The sequence below is a fragment of the Kitasatospora sp. NPDC097605 genome, from assembly GCF_040302725.1.
Taxonomy (GTDB): Bacteria; Actinomycetota; Actinomycetes; order Streptomycetales; family Streptomycetaceae; genus Kitasatospora.
The window spans coordinates 68,424-90,955 of the sequence record NZ_JBEOSF010000007.1 but is presented as its reverse complement, the minus strand read 5'-3'; the positions used below and the strand labels follow the sequence as shown (position 1 = coordinate 90,955).

22 protein-coding genes are annotated in these 22,532 nt (G+C 73.9%); 9 read left to right on the top strand and 13 right to left on the bottom strand.

Annotated elements, in window-relative coordinates; translation table 11 throughout:
* Positions 1-64: 64 nt before the first annotated feature.
* From ABTX81_RS10710 to ABTX81_RS10685, 6 genes are all read right to left on the bottom strand, one after another.
* On the bottom strand, positions 65-1,171 hold the full coding sequence (locus ABTX81_RS10710; RefSeq protein ID WP_350542991.1) for a cytochrome P450 family protein: 1,107 nt from the start codon (positions 1,169-1,171) through the stop codon (positions 65-67).
* Positions 1,168-2,655 (bottom strand): class I adenylate-forming enzyme family protein, encoded by a 1,488-nt coding sequence (locus tag ABTX81_RS10705; protein WP_350542989.1) that lies wholly within the window; start codon positions 2,653-2,655, stop codon positions 1,168-1,170. Before ABTX81_RS10705 ends, ABTX81_RS10710 begins: the two co-directional genes overlap by 4 nt.
* A gap of 41 nt (positions 2,656-2,696) precedes the next feature.
* A complete protein-coding gene (locus ABTX81_RS10700; protein ID WP_350542987.1) occupies positions 2,697-3,437 on the bottom strand; it encodes a glycosyltransferase family 2 protein in 741 nt (246 codons plus the stop codon).
* Positions 3,434-4,447 (bottom strand): 3-oxoacyl-ACP synthase III family protein, encoded by a 1,014-nt coding sequence (locus tag ABTX81_RS10695; RefSeq protein ID WP_350542985.1) that lies wholly within the window; start codon positions 4,445-4,447, stop codon positions 3,434-3,436. The genes ABTX81_RS10700 and ABTX81_RS10695 overlap by 4 nt, the downstream gene beginning before the upstream one ends.
* A gap of 79 nt (positions 4,448-4,526) precedes the next feature.
* On the bottom strand, positions 4,527-6,065 hold the full coding sequence (locus ABTX81_RS10690) for an SPFH domain-containing protein (protein WP_350542983.1): 1,539 nt from the start codon (positions 6,063-6,065) through the stop codon (positions 4,527-4,529).
* 125 nt (positions 6,066-6,190) lie between these two features.
* Positions 6,191-6,397: an NfeD C-terminal domain-containing protein gene (locus ABTX81_RS10685; RefSeq protein ID WP_350542981.1), complete on the bottom strand. Its 207-nt coding sequence runs from the start codon at positions 6,395-6,397 to the stop codon at positions 6,191-6,193.
* A gap of 292 nt (positions 6,398-6,689) precedes the next feature.
* Between ABTX81_RS10685 and thiC the strand changes: the two genes are divergently transcribed.
* From thiC to ABTX81_RS10670, 3 genes are read left to right on the top strand one after another with little or no spacing between them, the layout of a single operon-like run.
* On the top strand, positions 6,690-8,531 hold the full coding sequence (thiC, locus tag ABTX81_RS10680; RefSeq protein ID WP_350542979.1) for a phosphomethylpyrimidine synthase ThiC: 1,842 nt from the start codon (positions 6,690-6,692) through the stop codon (positions 8,529-8,531).
* A gap of 7 nt (positions 8,532-8,538) precedes the next feature.
* Entirely contained in the window at positions 8,539-8,904 is a 366-nt protein-coding gene (locus ABTX81_RS10675) for a Uma2 family endonuclease (protein WP_350543253.1), read from the top strand.
* Positions 8,905-8,957: 53 nt separating this feature from the next.
* On the top strand, positions 8,958-9,110 hold the full coding sequence (locus tag ABTX81_RS10670) for a thiamine biosynthesis protein ThiC (RefSeq protein WP_502892743.1): 153 nt from the start codon (positions 8,958-8,960) through the stop codon (positions 9,108-9,110).
* 57 nt (positions 9,111-9,167) lie between these two features.
* On the opposite strand, the gene ABTX81_RS10665 is transcribed toward ABTX81_RS10670, so the two are convergent.
* Positions 9,168-10,025, bottom strand: a complete 858-nt coding sequence (locus tag ABTX81_RS10665; protein ID WP_350542977.1) for a nuclear transport factor 2 family protein — start codon at positions 10,023-10,025, stop codon at positions 9,168-9,170.
* A 17-nt stretch (positions 10,026-10,042) separates the two neighbouring features.
* Positions 10,043-10,399, bottom strand: coding sequence for a VOC family protein (locus ABTX81_RS10660; RefSeq protein WP_350542975.1), 357 nt, complete (start codon positions 10,397-10,399; stop codon positions 10,043-10,045).
* A 113-nt stretch (positions 10,400-10,512) separates the two neighbouring features.
* Here ABTX81_RS10660 and ABTX81_RS10655 point away from each other — a divergent pair, with 113 nt between their 5' ends.
* The gene (locus tag ABTX81_RS10655; RefSeq protein WP_350542973.1) at positions 10,513-11,298 is read left to right on the top strand and encodes a helix-turn-helix domain-containing protein; all 786 of its coding nucleotides are present in this window, start codon (positions 10,513-10,515) and stop codon (positions 11,296-11,298) included.
* Between the two features lie 13 nt (positions 11,299-11,311).
* Here the strand turns inward: ABTX81_RS10655 and ABTX81_RS10650 are convergent, their stop codons facing one another.
* Both ABTX81_RS10650 and ABTX81_RS10645 read right to left on the bottom strand, forming a co-directional pair.
* On the bottom strand, positions 11,312-12,127 hold the full coding sequence (locus tag ABTX81_RS10650) for an alpha/beta fold hydrolase (protein ID WP_350542971.1): 816 nt from the start codon (positions 12,125-12,127) through the stop codon (positions 11,312-11,314).
* Between the two features lie 76 nt (positions 12,128-12,203).
* Positions 12,204-12,596: a VOC family protein gene (locus tag ABTX81_RS10645; protein ID WP_350542969.1), complete on the bottom strand. Its 393-nt coding sequence runs from the start codon at positions 12,594-12,596 to the stop codon at positions 12,204-12,206.
* A 243-nt stretch (positions 12,597-12,839) separates the two neighbouring features.
* On the opposite strand from ABTX81_RS10645, the gene ABTX81_RS10640 reads away from it, so the two are divergent.
* Positions 12,840-14,087, top strand: a complete 1,248-nt coding sequence (locus ABTX81_RS10640; RefSeq protein WP_350542967.1) for a hypothetical protein — start codon at positions 12,840-12,842, stop codon at positions 14,085-14,087.
* Positions 14,088-14,340: 253 nt separating this feature from the next.
* On the opposite strand, the gene ABTX81_RS10635 is transcribed toward ABTX81_RS10640, so the two are convergent.
* Positions 14,341-15,540, bottom strand: a complete 1,200-nt coding sequence (locus ABTX81_RS10635) for a metallophosphoesterase (protein WP_350542965.1) — start codon at positions 15,538-15,540, stop codon at positions 14,341-14,343.
* A gap of 146 nt (positions 15,541-15,686) precedes the next feature.
* A complete protein-coding gene (locus ABTX81_RS10630; RefSeq protein ID WP_078879728.1) occupies positions 15,687-16,844 on the bottom strand; it encodes a LacI family DNA-binding transcriptional regulator in 1,158 nt (385 codons plus the stop codon).
* A 331-nt stretch (positions 16,845-17,175) separates the two neighbouring features.
* Between ABTX81_RS10630 and hisC the strand changes: the two genes are divergently transcribed.
* From hisC to ABTX81_RS10615, 3 genes are all read left to right on the top strand, one after another.
* Complete coding sequence (hisC, locus tag ABTX81_RS10625; RefSeq protein WP_350542963.1) at positions 17,176-18,246, top strand: histidinol-phosphate transaminase; 1,071 nt, start codon at positions 17,176-17,178, stop codon at positions 18,244-18,246.
* A gap of 264 nt (positions 18,247-18,510) precedes the next feature.
* A complete protein-coding gene (locus tag ABTX81_RS10620) occupies positions 18,511-19,266 on the top strand; it encodes a response regulator transcription factor (protein ID WP_350542961.1) in 756 nt (251 codons plus the stop codon).
* A gap of 21 nt (positions 19,267-19,287) precedes the next feature.
* Complete coding sequence (locus tag ABTX81_RS10615) at positions 19,288-20,826, top strand: sensor histidine kinase (protein ID WP_350542959.1); 1,539 nt, start codon at positions 19,288-19,290, stop codon at positions 20,824-20,826.
* Positions 20,827-20,867: 41 nt separating this feature from the next.
* On the opposite strand, the gene ABTX81_RS10610 is transcribed toward ABTX81_RS10615, so the two are convergent.
* Positions 20,868-21,539 carry a helix-turn-helix transcriptional regulator gene (locus ABTX81_RS10610; RefSeq protein WP_350542957.1) on the bottom strand — a complete coding sequence of 224 codons (672 nt, stop codon included), beginning with the start codon at positions 21,537-21,539 and terminating at the stop codon, positions 20,868-20,870.
* Positions 21,540-21,596: 57 nt separating this feature from the next.
* Here ABTX81_RS10610 and ABTX81_RS10605 point away from each other — a divergent pair, with 57 nt between their 5' ends.
* A complete protein-coding gene (locus tag ABTX81_RS10605; protein WP_350542955.1) occupies positions 21,597-22,499 on the top strand; it encodes an oxidoreductase in 903 nt (300 codons plus the stop codon).
* Positions 22,500-22,532 lie beyond the last annotated feature (33 nt).

The window sequence follows — 22,532 nt, the reverse complement described above, 5'->3', positions numbered from 1 at the left end:
GTCTCCTCGGGTGGTCGGGGTGGCTCGGGGGTCCGGGGGTCCGGGGGCGGGGTCCGGGGGTCCGCTACCGGGGCGGGAGCCGGCCGGGGACGCGGGTGGCGCGCAGGGTGAGCGCGGCCCAGCCGGGCAGGGCGGCCCGGCGGTCGGCGCGGGCGCCGGCGACCACCGGGGCGTACGGCGCGAGCGCGAGCAGCAGGTCGGCGAGCAGGGCGCGGGCCACCCCGGCGCCGGGGCAGGCGTGCGGGCCGGCGCCGAAGACCGCCTGGGCGGCGGCGGGTCCGGGGGACGGCGCCGGGCGGTGCGCGCCGGCGGCGTGCCGGGCGACCAGGATCAGCCGGTCGCCCCGGCGGACGGTCCGGCCGGCCAGTTCGGCGTCGGCGGCGGCCACCCGGGGGAGCAGCGGCGAGGGGGCGGTGAGCCGGAGCAGTTCGGCGGCCAGCGCGGGCGCGCCTGCGGCGTCGAGCGAGGGCCAGAGCCCGGCGTCCGCGCACCAGGCGGCGGCCCGGGGGAGGGCGGCGACGGTGGTGTTGACGGTGGCCACCGCGACCATGGCGTCCCGGGGGTCGGGCAGCAGCGCGGCCAGTTCGGCGGCGCGCGCGGCGGCCGTCCGGGCGGCATCACGCGGGCGCGGGCCGGGCAGGTGGTCGCGGGCGGCGGCCCCGGCGGCCTCGGCGGCGGCATGGGCCAGGGCGTGCGGGCAGCCACTCGCGCCGGTCAGCTCGGCGGCCGTCACACCGGCCAACTCGCGTGCCAGCGCCACGAGTTCGAGGTCTCCGGTGGCGAGCTCCGGGAGTCGTCCGGCGAGCACCGCCCGCCAGTGCGGACGGAGCCGGTCCACCGCCGAGGCGTCCATCGCGGCCGCCAACTCCCGGCGGGAGCTCCGGTGGTCGGCGCCCTCCTGGTCGAACAGCACGCCACCGTCGGTGAGTTCGGCGGCGGCGCCGCCGGTGGTGCCCGGTGCGGTGCGGTCCAGCGGGATCCGGGTGAGCGCCGTGCGGTAGGCCTCGGCGCCGTGCACCAGGACGGTGCGGCCGATCCGGGTCACCGGGCGGCGGCGGGTGGCGGCGAGCAGTGCGAACAGCAGCGGGTGGCTGCGCAGATAGACCCGGCGGTCCCGGCGGCGGGCGCCCCGGTGCCGCGCCGGCTCCCGGCCCGTTCCGGCGGCGGTCACGTGGCCAACTCCCGGGCGCAGTGGGCGGCCGCGGCCGCCCGGTCGGGCTTGCGGGAGCGGCCGGCCAGCGGCACCTCGCCGAACAGCAGCGCGTCGGGCCGGGCCGAGCCCATCCGCTCCAGCGGGCCGGCCAGCGCGGCGCGCAGCCGGCGCGGGTCGGTGCCGGGCGAGGGCTGGACCAGGGCGACAAGCCGCTCGTCGCCGTCCCCGTCCGGAACGCCGACCAGCACCGCGAGTTCGACGCCCGGCAGGTGCAGGGCCGGCTCGTACAGGCCCGGGTAGATGTTCTCGGCGCGGCGCAGCACCATGTCCTTGAGCCGCCCGGCGAGCACGATCCGGCCGTCCGGGCCGAGCGCGGCGCGGTCGCCGGTGCGTATCCAGGGCTCGGGTTCCTCGCCGAGGTAGCGGTGCCGGGCGCCGGGGCCGGTGAGCAGCAGTTCGCCGTTGTCGCCGAGCCGGGTGCGCACGCCCGGCAGCGGGGCGCCGACCAGGTCGCCGGGCCCGGTGAAGGCGCTCTTCTCGGCCTCCTCGACGGCTGCCGCCGGGAACAGCTCGGTGAGCGCGTAGACGCCCCAGGCCTGTTCCGCCCCGGCCTGCTTGACCCGGCGCAGCAGGGCCGCGTCGGCGGGCGCCGAGCCGGTCCAGACCCGGCCCGTGAACCGGGCCCCGGCGCCGAGCGCGGCGCGCAGCTGCGGCGGGGTGAGGTAGGTGTGGGCCGGGGCGAGCCGGTCGAGCTGGCGGGCCAGCGCGGCGGGCTCGCGGGCCGGCAGCGCGACGGCGGCCCCGGCGGCGAGCGCGGGGACCAGCACGAAGAAGGTGCCGCCCAGCACCACCGTGCCGGGCCGGGGGCCGACCAGTTCGGTGACGGTGGCCAGCCCGGCGGCCAGACCGCTGCGGGAGTGCACCACGGCGCGCGGGCGGGCGGTGGTGCCGGAGGTGAAGACGATGACGGCGTCGGCGTCGCGTCCGGGCGTGTCGCGTCCGGGGATGCTCGGCACCGACGCGCCGAAGGGGTTGGTCCGCAGCCGGGGCGCGCAGCCGGGCAGCCGGTGTCCGAGCGTGGCGACCGGACCGAGGGCGCCGAGCGGGGGCAGCGCGAGGTCGGCGCGGCGGGCGAGCGGCCGGGCCCAGCCGGCCACCGCCTGGGCGGCGGCGTCGGCGAGCACCAGGTCGGGCCGGGCCAGGGCGAGCCGGGCGGCCAGCACGTCGGGGCCCGCCGTCGGGTCGAGCACGGCGGTGCGCAGGCCCAGCCGGTGCGCGGCGATCAGCAGCGCGAGGGCGCGCGGCCCGGGGCGGACGGCGACGCCGAGGGTGGCGCCGTCGCGCAGGCCGCGGGCGCGCAGGGCGACGGCGTAGTTGTCGGCGAGGTCGGCGAGTTCGGCGCGGCGGATCCGCACCCGGGTGGTGCCGAGCCGGGTGTGGCGCAGGACGGCGGGGCGGTCGGGGTGGACGCTGCGCAGGGCGTGGGCGAGCCGGTCGAGCACGGGTGTCCTCGGGTTTCGGCGGGACGGCGGGCGGGCGGGGTTCAGCGGACGTCGACGGCGCGGGCGCCGGCACCGCGCTCCAGGTACCAGCGGGCGGTGCCGACCACCCCGTACGCGCGGATCCGCCGGGTGGAGTTCTGCACCACCATGTCGCGCCGGTGGACGATCGCGGTGGTGTGCCGGCGGATCCGGTTGATGAACATCCGGTCCGTCGGCGAGGGGCGGCGCGGCATCCCGCCGACCGCCCGGTACAGCGCGGCGGTGATCGCCATGTTGTTGCCGGCGTGCATCCGGTACGGGGTGAGGTAGCCGTGCCGGCGCCGGTGCGCGGGCCGGATCCGGCCGAAGAACGCGCCGAGCGCGACCAGTGCCAGGAAGACGGCGCGCCCGGCGGGCCCGTGCTCGTCCCGGCGGGCGGTGACCCGGCCGCAGACCAGTCCGCCGCCGGCGTGCATGGCGGCCCGGGCGGCGGCGGTCCAGCCGGGTTCGGGCAGGCAGTCGGCGTCGGTGCGGGCCAGCAGGGTGGCGCCGTGCGCGATGGCGTGCCGGAACGCGGTGTCGACGGCCGAGCCGACGCCCTTCTCCGGCTCGACCAGCACCTCGACCGGGAACGGCGCCCGGGCGGCGAAGGCGCGGACGGCCGCCACGGTGCCGTCGGTGGAGCCGTTGTCGGCGACCAGCAGGGTGAACTCCCGGTCCCGCTGGGCGGCGAGGGCATCCAGGGTGCCGGTGATCCTGGCCTCCTCCTGGTAGGCGGGGACGATCACCCACAGCTCGCTCACGACGCCTCCCAGACCATCGTCATCAGACTGGCGCCGCCGCCGAGGCCGACCATCAGCACCTTGTCCCCTGGCGACAGCGACCCCTGTATCCGGTCGAGTTGGACGCCTATCGTGGCGCTGGCGACATTGCCGAGCTCGGGCACGGTGACCACCAGCTTCTCCTCCGGGACCCCGGTGGCCTCGACGAACCGCTCCAGGTAGGGGACGGTCACCTGGTGCACCAGCACCCGGGCGTAGTCGTCCCAGCCGAAGCCGGTGCGGGCCGCCACCCGGGTCAGGATGTCCGGGCCGATCTTCTCGAAGACCCCGCGCAACTCCGTTCCGCCGCCCCGGAAGTAGCTGTACTCGTCACCGCGTGGATGGCGCGAGCCGCCGCCCGGGATGCCGCCGACCTCCCAGTGCTCGGAGGCGGTGTCGGTCTCCACGTCGAGGATGCCGCCGCGCTCCACGGCCTCGACGACCACGGCGGCGCCGGCGTCGCCGAAGGTGTAGCCGGCGAAGCCCGCGCGGAACTGCTCGGCGCCGCTCGGGTCGCGGCGCATCGCCCGGCTGGGTGTCTCGCCGGTGACCACCAGGGCTCGCCGGGCCCGGCTGGCCAGGATCATCGCGCGGGCCAGGTCGATCCCGTTGAGGAAGCTGTTGCAGGCGTTGCTGACGTCGAACGCGTGGGCACGGGAGCCGAGTTCGGCCTGCACCAGATGGGCGGTCGCGGGCTCGGCGACGTCCCGGGTGGCGGAGGCGAAGAGCAGCAGGTCGAGGTCGAGCGGGTGCAGCCCGCGGGCGTCCAGGGCGCGCCGGGCGGCGCCGACGGCCAGCGTGGAGGCGTACTCGCCGTCGGCGGCGAAGTGGCGGGTGACGATGCCGGTGGCCTTCTCGAAGGTCCGCTCCGGCAGGCGCAGCCGGCCGCCGGCGGTGATCTCGTCCTGGAGCTGCTGGGAGGTCAGTCGGCGGGCGGGGAGCCGGGCTCCGACGGCGGTGATGCCGACCCGGGTGGTGGCTGCTGGATGCATGGCCCCATCGTCCGGTGTGCCCGGCCGCGGCCGCCTGAGTACCGGTACTCAGCCGGCCGGACCGGGCTACCCAGACGGGTCAGCGCTGCTCGGGGGCCCGGTCGGAGGGGGTCACGGGCACCGTGTCGACCGGCACCGCGTCGACCGGCACCGCGTCGACCGGCACCGCGTCGACCGGGACGGTCTCCACCGGTACCGCCGCGGCCGGCGCGGTGGCGGTGACGCCGTCCGGCCCGACGGTGGACAGCAGTTGACGGGCCAGCCCGAGCCCGGTGCCGCCCATCGCGAGCGCCTTGGCGAACAACTCGCCCATCCCGTCGGCCCCGTTGAGCAGCACCATGTGCTCCACGTTGCCGAAGGACTCCGCGGCGGCCCGCACGATCTGCGGCCACTGCTCCGCCAACTCCTGTGCCACCACCGCGTCCTGGTTCTCGGACAGGGCACCGGCACGCGCCTTGATGCCCTCGGCCCGGGCCAGCCCGATCGCCCGCGCCGCCGCGGCCTCGGCCAGACCGCGCGCCTCGGCCGCGGAGGCCTCCGCCTGCCCGGTCGCCGTGGTCGCCTCGGCCTGCGCGAGACCGCGCACCCGGGTGGCCTCGGCGTCCGCCTCGGCCGCGACCCGCACCCGGCTGGCCTCGGCGCCCGCCGCCAGCTCGGTCTCCCGGGCCTGCGCCTGGGCGGCCGAGATCCGGGCGTCGCGGGCCGCCTCGGCGGTGGTGCGGGTGTCGTACGCCCGGGCGTCGGCGGGCTTGCGCACGTCGATCTGGAGCTGCTGCTCCTTGCGCCGCGCCTCCAGTTCGGCGACCCGGGTCTCCTGGACCACCACCTCCTGCCGGGCGGCGGCGTCGGCGAGCGGACCGGCCTGCCGGGCGCGGGCGGTGGCGGTGTCCATCTCGGCCTGGTACGAGGACTGCTGGATCTCGCTGTTGCGGGTCGCCTCGGCCTTGCGGGCGGCGGCCTCCTGCTCGGCCTCGGTGGCCAGCCGGTCCGCCTCGGCCTGGGCGATCCGGGCGTCCCGCTGGACGGCGGCGGCGTGCGGGATGGCGAGGTTCTTGATGTAGCCGGTCGGGTCGATGATCTCCTGGATCTGCAGGGTGTCGATGATCAGCCCGAGCTTCTCCATCTCCAGCCCGGAGGCGGCCCGGGTCTCGCCGGTGAGCCGCTCGCGGTCGCGGATCATGTCCTCGACGGTGAGCCCGCCGACGATCGAGCGCAGATGGCCGGCGAAGACGTTGTGGACGCGCTGGCTGATCAGCTTCTGCTGGTCCAGGAAGCGGCGGGCGGCGTTGGCGATCGACACCTCGTCGTCGCCGACCTTGAAGATCACCACGCCCTTCACCCGGACCGGGATGCCCTGCGTGGTGACGCACTCGACGTTCAGCTCGGCCTCGTTGAGGTCCAGCGAGAGCCGCCGGACCCCCTGCAGACCGGGGGTGACGAGGGTGCCGCGCCCGGTGACGATCCGGAAGCCCAGACCGTCGCCGACCCCCTCGGTGCGGTGCCGGGAGCCGGAGATGATCAGCGCCTCGTTCGGCTCGGCCACCCGCCACATGAGTTTGAAGAGCGTGATCACGATGATCAGTGCCGCGGCCGCCGCCCCGGCGATGATGAGTCCCATGGTTCAACTCCCCCTTCCGGCGCAGCAGATGCGCCGATTCGGATTGTCCGCCCGGCTCGATCCCGGGGAAAGGGAAGCGACATGACCGTCCGGCACAAGGTCGTCACAGGACGGTCATCGGCGCGTCACGGGCCGATCGGCGCCACGTACACCGTCCTCGGCGGCTGGTACTCGATCACCACCACCGGTGTCCCGACCGACAGCCGCTCGCCCGGGACGGCCAGGTAGGCGAGGAAGGCCTCGGTGCCCTGACGCTCCGGCACGTGCACCATCACCTCGCCGACCAGTCCCGCGCCGACCGCCCCGCTGACCCGCCCCGTGCTCCCGACCACGCCGGCCTCCTCGCCTCGTCGGCTACCGGGCCAGTCTGCCCGCAGCCACCGCCCCGCGTCCCCCGTTCACCGTCCGGACCTCGACGTTCCCCCTCCCCGCCCCCCTCTGGACCTCCGGCGATCGGCTCGCTACGGTGTTGGACGTCATGCGCGGGCAACACCGCCTGCGGACGCGGGAGCTCGGAGCACCGGGCTGAGAGGGCGCTGAACGGGACGTCGACGGACGGACCGGCGGCTGCGTCGACCGCAGGAACCTGACCGGGTAATGCCGGCGTAGGGAGTTTGAGGTCCGATGACCACCTTCGATGCACAGCCGCAGTCTGCCCGGAACCGGTCCGCCGAGGGCCGGAACGGCTCCGGGGCCGCCGTCACCAGCGCGGGCACCGGCTACCCGACCCCGGCCTGGCGCAAGGCCCACCGCGAGGGGTCCCGTCCCGACCTGCGCGTGCCGTACCGCGAGGTCGTGCTCACCAACGGGAGGACCGTCCCGCTGTACGACACCTCCGGGCCGTACACCGACCCCGACTACGAGGCCGACGTGCGGCGCGGCCTGCCGGCCCTGCGCGACGCCTGGATCCGCCAGCGCGGCGACGTCGAGGAGTACGACGGCCGCGAGGCGCGCCCCGAGGACGACGGCATCCGGCACACCTCGCCGCGCGGCGGCGACCTGCGCAACCTCGACGCCGTCTTCCCCGGCCGCCCGCGCCGCCCGCTGCGCGGGCGCGACGGTGCCGCGGTCACCCAGCTCGGATACGCCAGGCGCGGCATCGTGACCCCCGAGATGGAGTTCGTCGCCCTGCGCGAGGGCCTGGCGCCCGAGTTCGTGCGCGAGGAGGTGGCCCGCGGCCGGGCGGTCATCCCGGTCAACGTGAACCACCCCGAGGTCGAGCCGGCGATCATCGGCACCAACTTCCTGGTGAAGATCAACGCCAACATCGGCAACTCCGCCGTCACCTCCTCGATCGAGGAGGAGGTGGAGAAGATGACCTGGGCCACCCGCTGGGGCGCCGACACCGTCATGGACCTCTCCACCGGCCGCAACATCCACACCACCCGCGAGTGGATCCTGCGCAACTCCCCCGTGCCGATCGGCACCGTGCCGCTCTACCAGGCGCTGGAGAAGGTCGACGGCAAGGCCGAGGAGCTGAGCTGGGACGTCTACCGCGACACCATCATCGAGCAGTGCGAGCAGGGCGTCGACTACATGACCGTGCACGCCGGCGTGCTGCTGCGCTACGTGCCGCTGACCGCCCGCCGCAAGACCGGCATCGTCTCGCGCGGCGGCTCGATCATGGCCGCCTGGTGCCTGGCGCACCACCGGGAGAACTTCCTCTACACCAACTTCGAGGAGCTCTGCGACATCCTCGCGCGCTACGACGTCACCTTCTCCCTCGGTGACGGCCTGCGCCCCGGCTCGATCGCGGACGCCAACGACGAGGCGCAGTTCGCCGAGCTGCAGACGCTGGGCGAACTGGGCCGGATCGCCCGCGCCAAGGACGTCCAGGTGATGATCGAGGGCCCGGGCCACGTCCCGATGCACAAGATCAAGGAGAACATGGATCTCCAGAAGGAGATCTGCGACGAGGCCCCCTTCTACACCCTGGGCCCGCTCACCACCGACGTCGCGCCCGGCTACGACCACATCACCTCGGGCATCGGCGCCGCGATGATCGCCTGGTGGGGCACCGCGATGCTCTGCTACGTCACCCCCAAGGAGCACCTGGGCCTGCCCAACCGCGACGACGTGAAGACCGGCGTGATCACCTACAAGATCGCCGCCCACGCCGCCGACCTCGCCAAGGGCCACCCCGGCGCCCAGGCCTGGGACGACGCCCTCTCCGACGCCCGCTTCGAGTTCCGCTGGGAGGACCAGTTCAACCTGGCCCTCGACCCGGAGACGGCCCGCGACTTCCACGACGAGACCCTCCCCGCCGAACCCGCCAAGACGGCCCACTTCTGCTCGATGTGCGGCCCGAAGTTCTGCTCGATGAAGATCAGCAAATCCATCAATGAGAAGTTCGGCAACGGCGCGGCCTCGCCGGAGTACGACGCGGAGGCCGTCGAGGGCATGAAGGCCATGTCCGAGGAGTTCAAGGCCCAGGGCAACAAGGTCTACCTTCCCCTCGCCGAGTGACACAGGGCTGACGAGGACGCTGTCCCGGGACGCCGAAGGGGCTGTCCTGGGGGACGCCGACCTCACGTATCTCCCCGAAGACGCCATGACGAGCACGGAGAACAAGGTTCCGGCCGAGTTGGCCCTCATCGCAGTTGAGATCGTCTCTCCTTCGAACCCGGAGAACGACTGGGTCGGCAAGCTCCGTGACTACCCTCTGATGCAGATCCCGCTCTATCTCCTGGTGGATGCCGCGCTGAAGACCGTCACGCTCTTCAGCGAGCCCGAAGCCGGTCGCTACCGGATGAGGGAGGATGCCGACTTCGGGGAGGCCGTCCATATCCCCGGGCCGTTCGGCTTCACCCTCGACACCACGGTTCTGCTCCCGTACTGACGGTCCCGGCTGCTCCTGCGACACGTGCCGCTTTCGGGCTGCGGTTCTGCTCGATGAAGATCTCCCAGAAGATCCGCGACGAGCACGGCGTCGGCGCCACCGCCGTCCGGTCCGGCTACGACGCCGAGGCCCTCGCCGGCATGGCCGGGAAGTCCGCGGAGTTCGCCGCCCGGGGCAACAAGGTCTACCTGCCCCTGGTCGACTGACCCGGGGCACCGGAGCGCCGCCCCGATCACGTCGGGGCGGCGCTTCGCCGTCGTCGGCTACTTCTCGGCGTCGCCGAAGACCATGCGGTGTCCGCGCGCGGTGTCCAGGTACTCGCGGACGCGGTGGATCAGGCCGTCGCGGAGTTCGAAGACCAGGCAGTAGTCGTTGGCGTAGTGGTTGCCGCCGGCGAGCGTCGCCGTCATGGTCTCCTCGACGACGACGCGCTCGCCGTCGGCGTGGAAACCGTGGAAGGTGACGTTGACGTCACTGGCGAACAACCGGCCGAAGTCCTCGGCGAGGAAGCGTGCGATCGCCTCTCTGCCGATCAGATGACTGGGGCAGTTCAGCGCGAGGGCCGTCGCGTTCCCCGGAGGCGCCAGCCACTCGGCATCCTCGGTGAAGACCGCGGAGATCCGATCGGCGTCATGGCCGGCGAACGCCTTCCAGGCGGCCTGGACGATGTCGAGGCCGCTCGTCGGGCCGCGGTCGGGACGCGCGCCGGGCGGGGCCGGTGAAGCGGCCTCCAGCGTGCGGCGGATCACCGCCGAACCGTGCTCGACGAACTCGGCGATCGGTGCGGCCAGGGCGTCGGGCAGGACATCGACGTGCCACACGAACCTCGTCCGGCCGTCGGCCTCCGGAAGGGCCTGCATGGACGCGTGGTGGTGGGACGGGTGGAGGCTGCCGCCGATGACCGTGTAGGCGACCCGCATCGCCTCGTGGTCGAGATCGACGAGCCGTTCGAGCACGACCGTGCCATCGGCGAAGATGACGGTGCGGGTGTCCGAGCTCAGCCGGGTGTCGGTGACGAACCCGGGCGCCAGCCGCTCGTGCACCGCACCGTAGTCGCTGAGCACCGACCACACCGCTTCGGGGCAGGCATCGATGACGAGTTCCTTGTGGATCGAGGCCATGGGTGATCGACTCCTCGTCAGGCCGAAGCGATGCAGAACAGGTGGCCCTCGGGGTCGGCGAGAACGGTCCACTCGCCTTCGCCGGGCTGGAACTCCGGCTTGGTCGCCCCCGCCGAGAGCAGTTCCTTCACCGCGGCCTCGGAATCGGCGACCGTGAAGTCGAGATGGGCGTGCTTCGCGGTGTCGGGCCAGCCGGGCCCCCGGTAGCCGGCGACCCGCTGGAAGGCCAACCGGACAGGCCCGCTGCCGAGTTGGACGAAGTCGTCGTCGGCCTGCGCGAGGTCCCAGCCGGTGATCCTCCGGTAGAACTCGGCGAGGGCCCGGGGGTCGGCACTGTCGATGGTGATCGCGGCGAGCTCCGCGTGGACGGCCATGGATGGCTCCCTTCGTGTCATCACGTGACCCCAAGCCTCCGGGGCGACGGCACGACAGGTCTTGAAGATCCTTGCGGGCCGTTCTGTCGTACCCGGCGGGTAGCGTCCGCGGCATGCTGTCCGTGTCGACCGTCGCCGCCCGGCCCGCGTTCACCGTGGCGGCGGTGGGCTGCCGCTCGGACCACACCCGGTGGTCGGAGCCGGAGGCCCGCGGCGATCACCGCTTGGTGCTGGTGCGACGGGGCAGGTTCCGGCGACGGGCCGACGGCGTCGATTCCGATCTGGACCCGACCATGGCCTACCTCGCCGCGCCGGGCGAGGAGGAGCGCTTCGCGCACCCGTCCGGCGGCGACGTCTGCACATCGGTCAGCTTCACGCCGTCCCTCCTGGGACGTCCGCCGGCCGCGACGACGGTGTACGTGGACGCGCGCGTCGATCTCGCCCACCGCCGGCTGCTGGCCGCCGCGGGCACCGGCGACCTCGACTACGCGCTGACGGAGGAGCTGCTCCGCCTCGTCGTGACGGCGGCCGGCGCGCCGCCCGTACGCCCGGTGCCGGCCGATCGGGCGCTGGTCGCCGCGGCGCGTGAGGCGATCACCGAAGGGGCTCCGGAGGCCGCAGGACTCTGCTCACTGGCCGCGCTGCTGGCGGTGTCGCCCTACCGGCTGAGCCGCGTGTTCTCCCGCGAGACGGGCGTCTCGCTGACCCGTTACCGCAACCGCGTGCGCGTCGCCCGGGCCATGGACCGCCTCACCGAGGGCGAGGCAGGCCTCGCGGACCTGGCCGCCCATCTCGGCTTCGCCGACCAGGCCCATCTGACCCGCACCGTCCGCGACCACCTGGGCCACACCCCCACGACGCTGCGCCGGCTGCTCGACCCGGGCTCGCCCGCCCTGTGAGCGTGCGGGGCGGCTAGGTGGTGGCGAGGAAGTCGAGGACGAGGCGGGCGAGTTCGTCCGGGTGTTCCAGGTGCAGGTCGTGGCCGGTGTCGCGGAGGGTCGTGGCGGTGGTGTCCGGGCGGAGGCGGAGCATCTCGGCCAGCTCGGCCGGGGGGATGATGCCGCGCCGGCCGAGGACGACCAGGGTGGGGCAGGTGAGGGCGGCCCACTCCGTCCAGAAGTCGCGGCGGGCGTTCTCCGCGAGTGAGTCGACCATGACGTCGCGGTCGAACCCCGGCCACCAGCCGTCGGCGCGGCGCTCCAGGCCGGCGGCCCAGCCGGCTCCGACCGGGCCGCCGCCGAGGAAGTCGGCGGCGGCCTCCCGGGAGGGGAAGGGGAGGGGCCAGGAGTCGAGCCAGCCGGCGATCTCCGCCTGGACACCGGGGCTCGCGGCGGCGGGCCCGGCCTCGACCAGGACGAGCGCGTGGACCTGCCCGGGGTGGGCGGCGGCGGTGAGCATGGCGGTGTGGCCGCCGAGCGACTGGCCGACCAGGACGGCCCCGCGCAGGTCGAGCGCGGCCAGGACCGCCGCCGTGTCGGCGACGTGGGCGGCGCGCGAGACGTCGCCGGGCCGGCGTTCGCTGGCGCCGTGGCCGCGCTGGTCGACCGCGACCACGCGGTGACGGGGCCTGAGCCGTGCCACCAGGGCGTCCCACTCCCCGCTGTGGCCGGCCAGCCCGTGCAGCAGCACGACCGGCCGCCCCGCCCCGCCCGCCGCGTCCGGTTCACCCGTGTCGCGGCAGGAGAGCCGGACGCCGTCGCGGATCACGGTGTGTTCGGCCCAGCTCATCGGGGGGCTCCGTAGGTGTCGAACGGCTGTCGGACGGTCGGTCGGTGCATGCTACGGCGTCCCGGTCGGGGGTGGGTCAGGCGGCGTCCTCGGGGTACCAGCGGAGCTCGACGGTGTTGCCGTCCGGGTCCTGGACGTAGAGGGAGGTGGCGTCGCCGCGGGCGCCGTAGCGGGTGACGGGGCCCTCCAGGACGGTGAAGGTGCCGGCGGCGATGACCTCCTGCCAGTCGAGCGGGTCGACGGTGAGACAGATGTGGTCGACGTTGGACCCGCCGCGGGGGCGGGCCGTCAGGTCGATGATCGTCTCGGGGGTGATCCGGATGGACGGGAAGGGAGCCTTTCCGGCGCGCCATTCGTCGACGCGGACCGGCTCCAGCCCGAGCAGACCGCTGTAGAACTCCAGCGAACGCTCGATGTCGCGGACGTTGAGCACGAGGTGGTCGAAGGCCTTCACGCGGAGGGCGGTCATGGTGGCTCCAGTCGGGGAGGGCACGGTCGGATGGCGTCTTCCACGATCCTTCGGACGGCCGCCGTGATCAAGACCCTCTTTGTCGACTTGTATGGAATTTCCAACCGGAAATAGTTGGTTGACAGTTCAAAGTGACGATCGGATAGTCTGCCGCCCGCGCGATGAGGTCAATCCCCGCGCAGCCGCCGAGAATCGCGGCCATTCCGGACCTTTGAGGTAAATGTGAGAATTCGCCATGCGCTCATGGCAGCGGCGCTGGTCGCGTCGCCGATCGCACTGACCGCCCCCGCCGCCCACGCGGCCGGCACCGACCCGGCCCACAGCGTCCGGCTCGACGGCTTCGGTTCCGTCGAGCCCGGTGGCGGCTGGTCCGAGGGAACGGTGACGGTCAAGAACGACACCGACCAGCCGTCCACGGGTGAGCACGTCCTGGTCTACTTCGGCTCGCAGATGCTCGGCCTGGACCAGATCGTCGCCGAGTACGCCGACGGCGCCTCCGGCACGTGGCAGCCGGTGAAGCTGGTCGCCCAGGACCTGGGCGGGCAGACCGGCGGCCAGGAGGGCACCGCCGCCGACCTCACCGGGGCCGACGTCGAGGTGCAGCCGCACGCCGAGAAGACCTTCAAACTGCGGTTCAAGCTGGTGCAGTCCAAGCAGCAGGGCCCGTGGATGGACGTCACGGTCGAGGCCTTCGTCGGCCCCCGGCTGGGGCAGGACGGCCAGGCCAAGGAGTGGGTGGCGCGGACCGGCCGGACGGTGAAGGTGAACGGCCTCACCACGACCATCGAGGGGCTGCCGCAGTCGGTCCCGGCCGACGGCAAGCCGCACCCGTTCAAGGTCTCGATCAAGACCGCCAACAAGTTCGACTGGCACATCAGCACGGCCTCGTTCTTCCTCTGGCAGGGCCAGGGCGTCGGCTCGATGTCGGGCCCGGCGGCCTGTGACGCCGAGGTGGACGTCCAGGACCCGAAGGACGGCAGCTGGCACCGGGTGGAGCTGGGCGCGGTCGGCATGACCGGCGGCTCCGTCGACGTGGCGAAGTGGGCGAGCGGTCCGGTGGACGACAAGGTGCTCAACGCCCGGATCACCCTGGGCAGGAACTTCAAGCTCGACCCCTCGGACCCGAGGCTCGGCTTCGGCTACTTCCCCGGGGCCGGCGACGTGCTCTTCTGGACCACCCAGCGGCTCGCCACCACCCCGGTCGACGGCGCGCCCGACTGCGTGAACCCGAACGCGCCGACGCCGAGCGTCCGGCCCAGCACCACCCCGACCGCCGCGCCGAGCACCGCCGCGGTGCCGGGCAAGGCCGCCACGCCGACCGCGACCCCGTCGGTGGTCAAGGCCGCCGCCAAGCCCTCCCCGACCAAGGCGGCCTCCGAGCTCGCCGACACCGGCTCCTCCGACCTCGCCGTCCCGGCGGGGATCGCCGCCGCGCTGCTCGCGGTCGGCGGGGCCGTCATCGCGATGGCCCGCCGCACCCGCCGCGGCTGACCCGCCGCAGCCGCCACGGCCGAAAGCACGACCCGCCCCGGAAGGCTCCGCCTTCCGGGGCGGTCCGCGTCCCGGGCCGGCTCGGGACGGCCCGGTCACGGGGACACCGCGGGCAGCAGCACCGTCCCGCCGGCGTCTGGCCGTGTCCGGAGGGTAAGGGGGCGCGGGGCAGGCCGAAGCCCCGCACGGCGCGGAGCGCGCGCGGTCGTTCCGACGGGGGCGTCGGTCGTGGGCGGCCCGGGGGGCCCGCGGGTCAGACCGGCAGGCGGGCGACCAGCAGGCGGCCCTCCATCGTCACGCCGCCGTCCATGGCGACCGCCAGGTCGTCCGCGTAGACGTACGGGCCCGGGACGTGCGGCGGCATGCCGTCGTCGGCGTGCACCGCGCCGGTCAGGTACGGGATCGGGCTGTGCCCGTGCACGACCCGCGTGCCGCCGTAGGTGTCCAGCAGCTCGCGGACGGCCGTCGGGCCGGCGTCGCCGCGGAAGGCGAAGCGCTTGGTGAACCGGCGGAAGCAGTCCCACCACTCGTCGACGCCCTCGTCCGCGAGCAGGTCGTGGACGGCGTCGTTGACCTCGGCGATGGACTCGCCGTACTCCAGGTACGCGGTGGTGTCGGAGTGCAGCAGCAGGTGGCCGTCCTCCAGGGCCATCGCCGGGAGCCGGGAGAGCCAGCTGATGTGGTGCGCCTCCAGGCGTTCCAGGTCGTTCTGCTGGCCGCCGTTGAGCCGCCAGGCGGCGAGGAAGGAGGCGGTGCCGGCAGTGGACTGGACCGGCTCGTCCCCGTACCGGGCGGCGCCCAGGAAGAGCAGTTCGTGATTGCCCATCAGGGCACGGCAGTAGCCGCCGGCCGCGGCCGCCTCGGCGGCGAGCTGCATGACCAGGTCGATGACGCCGATGCCGTCCGGGCCGCGGTCGGTGAAGTCGCCGAGGAACCAGATCCGGGCGCGGCCGGCCGACCAGTGGCCGTCGGCGTCGATGATGCCCTGGTGGCGCAGCTCGGCGCGGAGCTCGTCGAGGTAGCCGTGCACGTCGCCGACCACGTAGAGCGGGCCGGGCGGCTCGCCGGGGCCGGGGGCCGGGTACGGGTGGTACGGCAGGCCGGGCTCGGCGAGCGGGGGGCCGAGCTCGATGGTGGGCGGGTCGTCGCTCTGCCCCGGGGAGGGGTGGTCGGCCAGGGTCGGCTCGTAGCCGGAGTGGCCGTCGTGCCCGGTGGGGACGTTGAGCGCGTGCACGGTGTGGCCGTGCTCGGGGCCGGCGGCCGGCCAGTGCTGTTCGAGGTAGCGGGCGCCGCCGTAGCCGCTGTAGGTCTCCGCCTCGTACCCGCCCCCGGAGTATCCGCCGGCGGGTTCCGGTTCGTAATAGGTGCCGTACGGCAGCACGTCGAGGTCCGGCTGGTGGCGGGGGCCTGAGTCCGGGTGTTCAGGCCCGGGGAAGCGGTCCTCGGGTGTCATTCGCCCATCATAGGAAGACCACTCTCCCGGCGTCGTCACCTGGTGGGTATCCAATCCTCCGGAGCGTCAGCCGGTCGGTCCGTCAGGTCCGTTTTGTCCCGACTCGGCAAGGGGGTGGGCCACCCGTCTCGGGGTGCGGCCCGGGGTCACACCTCGCCCGGCGGGCGGGGCGGGCTGACCGTGGTGCGCGGGCTCCGCCGTTGGGAGGAGGCGCGGACGATGAGTTCGGTGGGCATCAGGGTGCCGGGCGGCGGGCCGGTTCCCGCGGTGCGGAAGCGGGGCGGGAAGAGCCGGGCGATGTCGACGCCGGTGCCGGAGTCCACCCCCTCGATGGCGTCGATCAGCAGGTTGACCACGGTGGTGCCGATCCGCCGGGGCTTGAGCGACAGGGTGGTGATGGGCGGCTCGGTGGTCGCGTAGACGTCGCTCTCGCTGCAGCAGACCAGCAGCAGGTCGTCGGGCACCCGCAGGCCGTAGCGGCGGGCGGCGGCGAGCAGGTCGGTGCCGTTGGGGTCGAACAGGCCGTAGACGGCGTCCGGCCGGTCGGGGCGGGCGAGCAGCCGGTCGGCGGCGACGGCGCCGGCGGCCGGGTCGTGCGCGGGGTAGGTCTCGTAGACCGGCTCTTGGCCGACCTTGGCGCACCAGCCGAGGTAGGCCTCGGTGGAGAGCCGGGTGTAGGTGTCGGTGCTGGTGCCGGTGAGCAGGCCGATCCGGCGGGCGCCGGCCTCGGAGAGGTGGTCGAGGATGCCCAGCACGGCGGCCTCGTGGTCGTTGTCGACCCAGGCGGTGACCGGGCAGTTGCCCGGCTTGCCGTCGCTGACCACCGGGACACCGGACCGGTACAGCTCGCTGACCAGCGGGTCCTGGTCGGGCGGGTCGATCACCACGGTGCCGTCCAGGGCGATGTTGCCCCAGACGTCGTGCCGGGAGGAGGCGGGCAGCACCACCAGCGCGTAGCCGCGGCCGAGGGCGGCGCTGGTGGCGGCCCGGGCCATCTCGGCGAAGTAGGCGAACTCGGTGAAGGTGAACGGCTCTTCGCCGTAGGTGGTGACGGTCAGACCGATCAGGCCGGACCGTCCGGTGCGCAGGGTTCTGGCGGCCGCCGAGGGGCGGTAGCCGAGGCGCTCGGCGACTTCGCGCACCCGGCTTCTGGTCTCGTCGGGCAGGCGGCCCTTCCCGTTCAGCGCGTCGGAGACGGTGGTGATCGACACTCCGGCGGCTGCTGCCACATCCCGGATGCCGGCCCGCTCCAGACGCCGTGAGGTGGTGGGACGCCGACCGCTCTGGTTGGCTGCTGCTGTCATGGCGGACCGATCGTATGGCTCCTGACAAGGGTCTGTGACCGGCGCATTGGGAGCCTGTGGAGATACGTTTCTCCATGAGTGAGCCCGTGTGCGCCCCTTTGATCTCCGGACGGAACCAGCCGGTTTACCTCTGACATGTGCCATAGGAACCCAGCAGAATGGCTGATCTGCACCTGTAACCCGACCGGGCATCTCACTCCTAAGGGTGAGTGCGATCGGTTATGTTCAGGGCACCCGACCGGGGTGGACCGGGTGCGTTCCGACTCCCGGGCACGGCGGCGATCCCGACCGTGGCGGGCGAACGCAGCGGAAGAACAGAAGGAGACCGACCGTGACCGCAGCACAGGGGCCCCGCCTCAGGCCGACCCTGGACGGCATTCCCACGTACAAGCCGGGCAAGCCCGCCGGCGCCGACGCCTACAAGCTGTCGTCCAACGAGAACCCGTACGAGCCGCTGCCCGGCGTCCTGGAGGCGGCGGTCGCGGCGGCCGGCAAGCTCAACCGCTACCCGGACATGGCCGTCACCGAGCTGACCGCCGTGCTGGCCGAGCGCTTCGGCGTGCCCACCGAGCACATCGCCACCGGCACCGGCTCGGTCGGTGTGGCCCAGTCGCTGATCCTGGCCACCGCCGGTCCGGGCGACGAGGTGATGTTCGCCTGGCGCTCGTTCGAGGCCTACCCGATCATCACCCAGGTCGCCGGCGCCACCCCGGTCCCGGTGCCGCTCACCGCCGGCGGTGACCACGACCTGGACGCGATGCTCGCCGCGATCACCGAGCGGACCCGGCTGATCTTCGTCTGCAACCCCAACAACCCCACCGGCAACGTGATCCACCGCGCCGAGCTGGAGCGCTTCCTGGACGCCGTCCCGGCCGACGTGCTGATCGTCGTCGACGAGGCGTACATCGAGTTCATCCGCGACCCCGAGGTGCCCAACGGCATCGACCTCTACCGGGACCGCCCCAACGTCTGCGTGCTGCGCACCTTCTCCAAGGCCTACGGCCTGGCCGGGATGCGGGTCGGCTTCGCGATCGCGCACGAGCCGGTCGCCAACGCCCTGCGCAAGACCGCGGTGCCGTTCGGCGTCACCCAGCTCGCCCAGGACGCCGCCGTCGCCTCGCTGCGCGCCGAGGACGCCCTGATGGTCCGGGTGGACGCGCTGGTCGAGGAGCGCGCCCGGGTGGTGGCCGGGCTGCGCGCCCAGGGCTGGGAGATCCCGGACTCGCAGGCCAACTTCGTCTGGCTGGAACTCGGCGAGCGCTCGCAGGAGTTCGCGGCGGCGTGCGCCGAGGCCGGCGTGATCGTCCGCCCGTTCCCGGAGGGTGTCCGGATCTCGATCGGCGAGGTCGAGGGCAACTCGATCTTCCTCACGGTGGCGGAGGCGTTCCGCAAGGAGCTGTGACCCTTCCTCCGTGCGCGGCGGAGCGGGACGGCCCGGTGGGGCCGCCCGCTCCGCCGCGCCGTTTCCGGGGCGTCCGGGTCCGTGCGCACACCATCGAGGCCCGCCCCGTGGGTCCGTCCGTACAAAACCGCCCGATAAGGTGTTAATCCAACATTCATCGATGGCCCATAGCCTCCCCGGGCTAGCCTCAAGCTGAACGCCATCGTCCGACCGGGAGGCGGAACCCCCGTGCAAGGCACTGTGTCGACACCAGGAACCCCGGCGGTGAGCAGCGGCGGCCCGGGGGAGGCCTACCTCCTCGTCGTCGACGACGAACCGAACATCCGCGAACTGCTGTCCGCCTCGCTCCGGTTCTCCGGCTTCCGGGTGGCCTCCGCCGCGACCGGGGCCGAGGCGCTCCAGCTGATCGCCGCCGACCGTCCGGACCTGGTCGTCCTCGATGTGATGCTGCCCGACCTCGACGGCTTCACCGTCGTCGAGCGGCTGCGCGAGCAGACCAGCCGCGGGCTCATCGCGGGCCCGGTCCACGGGCACCCCGGCGACCACCTGCCGGTGCTCTTCCTCACCGCCAAGGACGGGGTCGGCGACAAGGTCCAGGGGCTCGCCGCGGGCGCCGACGACTACGTGACCAAGCCGTTCAGCCTGGAGGAGCTGATCGCCCGGATCCGGGCCATCCTGCGCCGCTCCGGCGGGCCGGCCGAGGACGGCCGGCTGATCGTCGCCGACCTCGTCCTCGACCCGATAGCCCACGAGGTCACCCGTGGCGGCAGCGTCGTTGCGCTCTCCCCGACCGAGTTCAAGCTGCTGCACTACCTGATGGCCAACGTCGGCCGGGTGGTCTCCAAGGCGCAGATCCTCGACCACGTCTGGGCCTACGACTTCGGCGGCGACCTCTCCATCGTCGAGTCGTACATCTCCTACCTGCGCCGCAAGCTCGACTCCGGCCCGGCGCACGGGGCCAAGCTGATCCACACCGTGCGCGGCATCGGCTACGCCCTGCGCCGCCCGCCGCAGGGCTGAGCCGGGCCGAGCACCACGGACGTGAAGATCGCCCTGCCCCGCCGCCCCCGCCGCCTCGGCCGGCTGTCGCTGCGCGCCCGGCTGCTGGTGCTTCTGCTCGTGCTGGTCACCACCGGGCTGGTGATCAGCGACACCGTGGTGCTCGGCAGCGTCCGGCACCAGCTGGTGCAGCGGCTCGACGAACAGCTGGAGCGCTACGGCGAACCGCTCGCCCGCCGCGCGCCGTCCCGGCTCAACTGGCCGGAGGCCAAGCAGCAGCAGCCGGCGGTCGGGGGCAAGCGCGGCACCACCCAGTACCTGGCGACGCTGCCCAGCCAGTACCTGGTCCAGTACCTGTCCGCCGACGGCAAGGTGCAGTTCGTGGTGCGCCAGCCGGTCGCCGAGAGCGACCCGGCGCCGCAGCTGGCCGGCTTCGACCCCGCCAAGGTCGATCCCGACAGCCCCTTCGACCTGCCCGACCAGCGCGGCGGCCGGTACCGCTGGCGGGCGCTGGTCCTGCCGGTGCAGCGGCAGCAGAACGCCCCGGCCAGCGTCTTCGCCGCGCCCGCGCCCAGCTCCGCGTACGTGATGGTCGCCGTCTCCCGGGAGGACGTCGACGGCACCGTCGCCCGGCTGCGCACCGCCTTCCTCGGCATCGGCGGCGCGGTCCTGGTGCTGATCGCCGTGCTCGGCTTCTTCGCCGTCCGGACCGGGCTGCGGCCGCTGCGCCGGATCGAGGAGGGCGCCGAGCTGATCGCCGCCGGCGAGCTCTCCCACCGGATGCCCGCACTCCCGCCGCACACCGAGGTCGGCCGGCTCTCCATCGCGCTGAACGGCATGCTGGCGCAGATCGAGTCCGCGTTCGCCGCCCGCGCGGAGTCCGAGGCCCGGATGCGGCGGTTCGTCGCGGACGCCTCGCACGAACTGCGGACCCCGCTGGCCGGCATCCGCGGCTTCGCCGAGCTGTACCGGATGGGCGCCCTGCCGGCCGAGTCCGACGTCCGGCGCACCATGGGCCGGATCGAGAACGAGGCGGTGCGGATGGGCGCCCTGGTCGAGGACCTGCTGGTGCTCGCCCGGCTCGACGAGGAACGCCCGCTCGACCTCGCCCCGATGGACCTGCGCACCCTCGCCGCCGACGCCCTGCACGACCTCACCGCGCTCGACCCGAGCCGCCCGGTCGCGCTCACCGGCCCGGCCGGCGACGGCCCGCCCGGGCCCGCGCCGGTCCTCGGCGACGAGGCCCGGCTGCGCCAAGTGGTCACCAACCTGGTCGGCAACGCCGTCAAGCACACGCCGCCCGGCACCGCGGTGCGGATCGGCGTGGGCACCGACGGGGGCCTCTGCCTGCTGGAGGTCGCCGACTCCGGCCCCGGCCTCACCGCCGACCAGGCGGCCCTGGTCTTCCACCGCTTCTACCGCGTCGACGCCTCCCGCAGCCGCCACGACCGGCGCGGCGGCGCCGGCCTGGGCCTCGCCATCGCCACCGCCCTCACCCACGCCCACGGCGGCGCCCTCACCCTCCACACCGCCCCCGGCACCGGCGCCACCTTCCGCCTCGAACTCCCCCACCAGCGCTGACCTCCCGGGGACCGGCGGGGATCAGCGGCGAACAGCGGTGATCAGCGGGGGCCGGCCGGCTCGGTCAGCAGGCTCTGGGCGAGCAGGCCGGCCTGGAACCGGGAGGTGGCGCCGAGGGCGGTCATGAGCTCGGCGACCCGGCGGCGGTAGGTGCGCAGCGAGACGCCGAGGAGGCGGGCGCCGGCCTCGTCGGTGTGGCCGGCGGCGAGGGTGCGCAGGATGTGGCGGGACTGGTCGGTCAGCGGGGGCGGCGGGGCGGCGCAGTCCGCGAGGTCGGTGGCGGTCTCCCAGGTGGCGCGGAACAGCGAGCGCACGCCGTCGACGACCTCCGGGGTCCGCACCACGGTGTAGGTGAGGACGCCGCGCACCGGGGCGCCGGCCAGGATCGCGGTGCGGCGGTCGATGACGATGGCCTCCCGGGCGATCGGCCCGTCGGAGATCCGGACCTCGATGCCGCTCGCGGCGATCCGCCGCAGCCGCCGGTGCGACTCCGGGTCGGCGAGGGCGCGCCGGCTGTACAGCTTGCGCATGGTCAGTCCGGGGACGACGTGCGGCCGCTTCCCTTCCCGGAAGGCCGCGTTGACGCCCGCCGACCAGGTCAGCAGATCGGCGGCGGCGACCAGGAACTCCTCGCGCGAGGCGAGGAACAGGTGGCCGGCCCGCTGGACGAGCTCGCGTTCGCCGTGCAGGGTGATGATCCGATCGGTGCTCATGGCAAGAAGCTGCCAGATCGGACGGCGCTCCGGCGAGCCCGGGCGAGGGTGGAGGGCATGACGACTCCCCAGGCTCCCGCCCCCGCCCCCGCCGCCGCCGCGGCCGGCACCTTCCTCCTCGGCGGCGAACGGCCGGTGTCCCGGATGGGCTTCGGCGCGATGAAACTGCCCTCCCGCGACTGGGAGGGCCCCGCCTGCGACCCGGAACAGAGCCTGCGGGTGCTGCGCCGGGCGGTGGAGCTGGGCATCGACCACATCGACACCGCCTGGTTCTACTTCTTCCGCGACGTCTCCGCCAACGCCCTGATCCGGCGGGCCCTGCACCCCTACCGGGACGACCTGGTGATCGCCACCAAGGTCGGCCCCGGCCGCGAGCCGGACGGCAGCTGGATGGACCCGGCCGACCGGGACGGCCTGCGCGCGGCGGTCCACCGCAATCTGCGCGAGCTCGGCGTGGACCGGCTCGACCTGGTCTACCTGCGCCGGATGCCCAGCCAGTCCTCGATCGCCGAGCCCTTCGCCGCGCTGGCCGAGTTGCGCGAGGAGGGGCTGATCCACCGGCTGGGCGTCAGCAATGTGAACGCGGCCCAGCTCGCCGAGGCGGAGGCGCTCGCCCCGGTGGTCGCGGTGCAGAACCGGTTCAGCGTGCTGGAGCACGACGAGGCCGACGAGCGGCTGCTGGCCGACTGCGCCGAGCGGGGCATCGCCTTCGTCCCGTTCTACCCGCTGGGCGGCACCGGCGTGCCCGACCACCCGGCGCTGCGCCGGGTCGCCGAGCGGCACGGCGCCACCCGGGCCCAGGTGATGGTGGCCTGGCTGCTGTCCCTCTCGCCGGCGATCCTCGCCATCCCGGGCACCTCCTCGCCGGCCCACCTGGAGGAGAACACCGCCGCGGCCGCGCTGCGCCTGGACACGGCGGACCTCGCGGACCTCGCGGAGGTGACAGTCACTGCCAAGTAGGACTGTCTGACCAATCCTGCGGCTAGTTTTTCC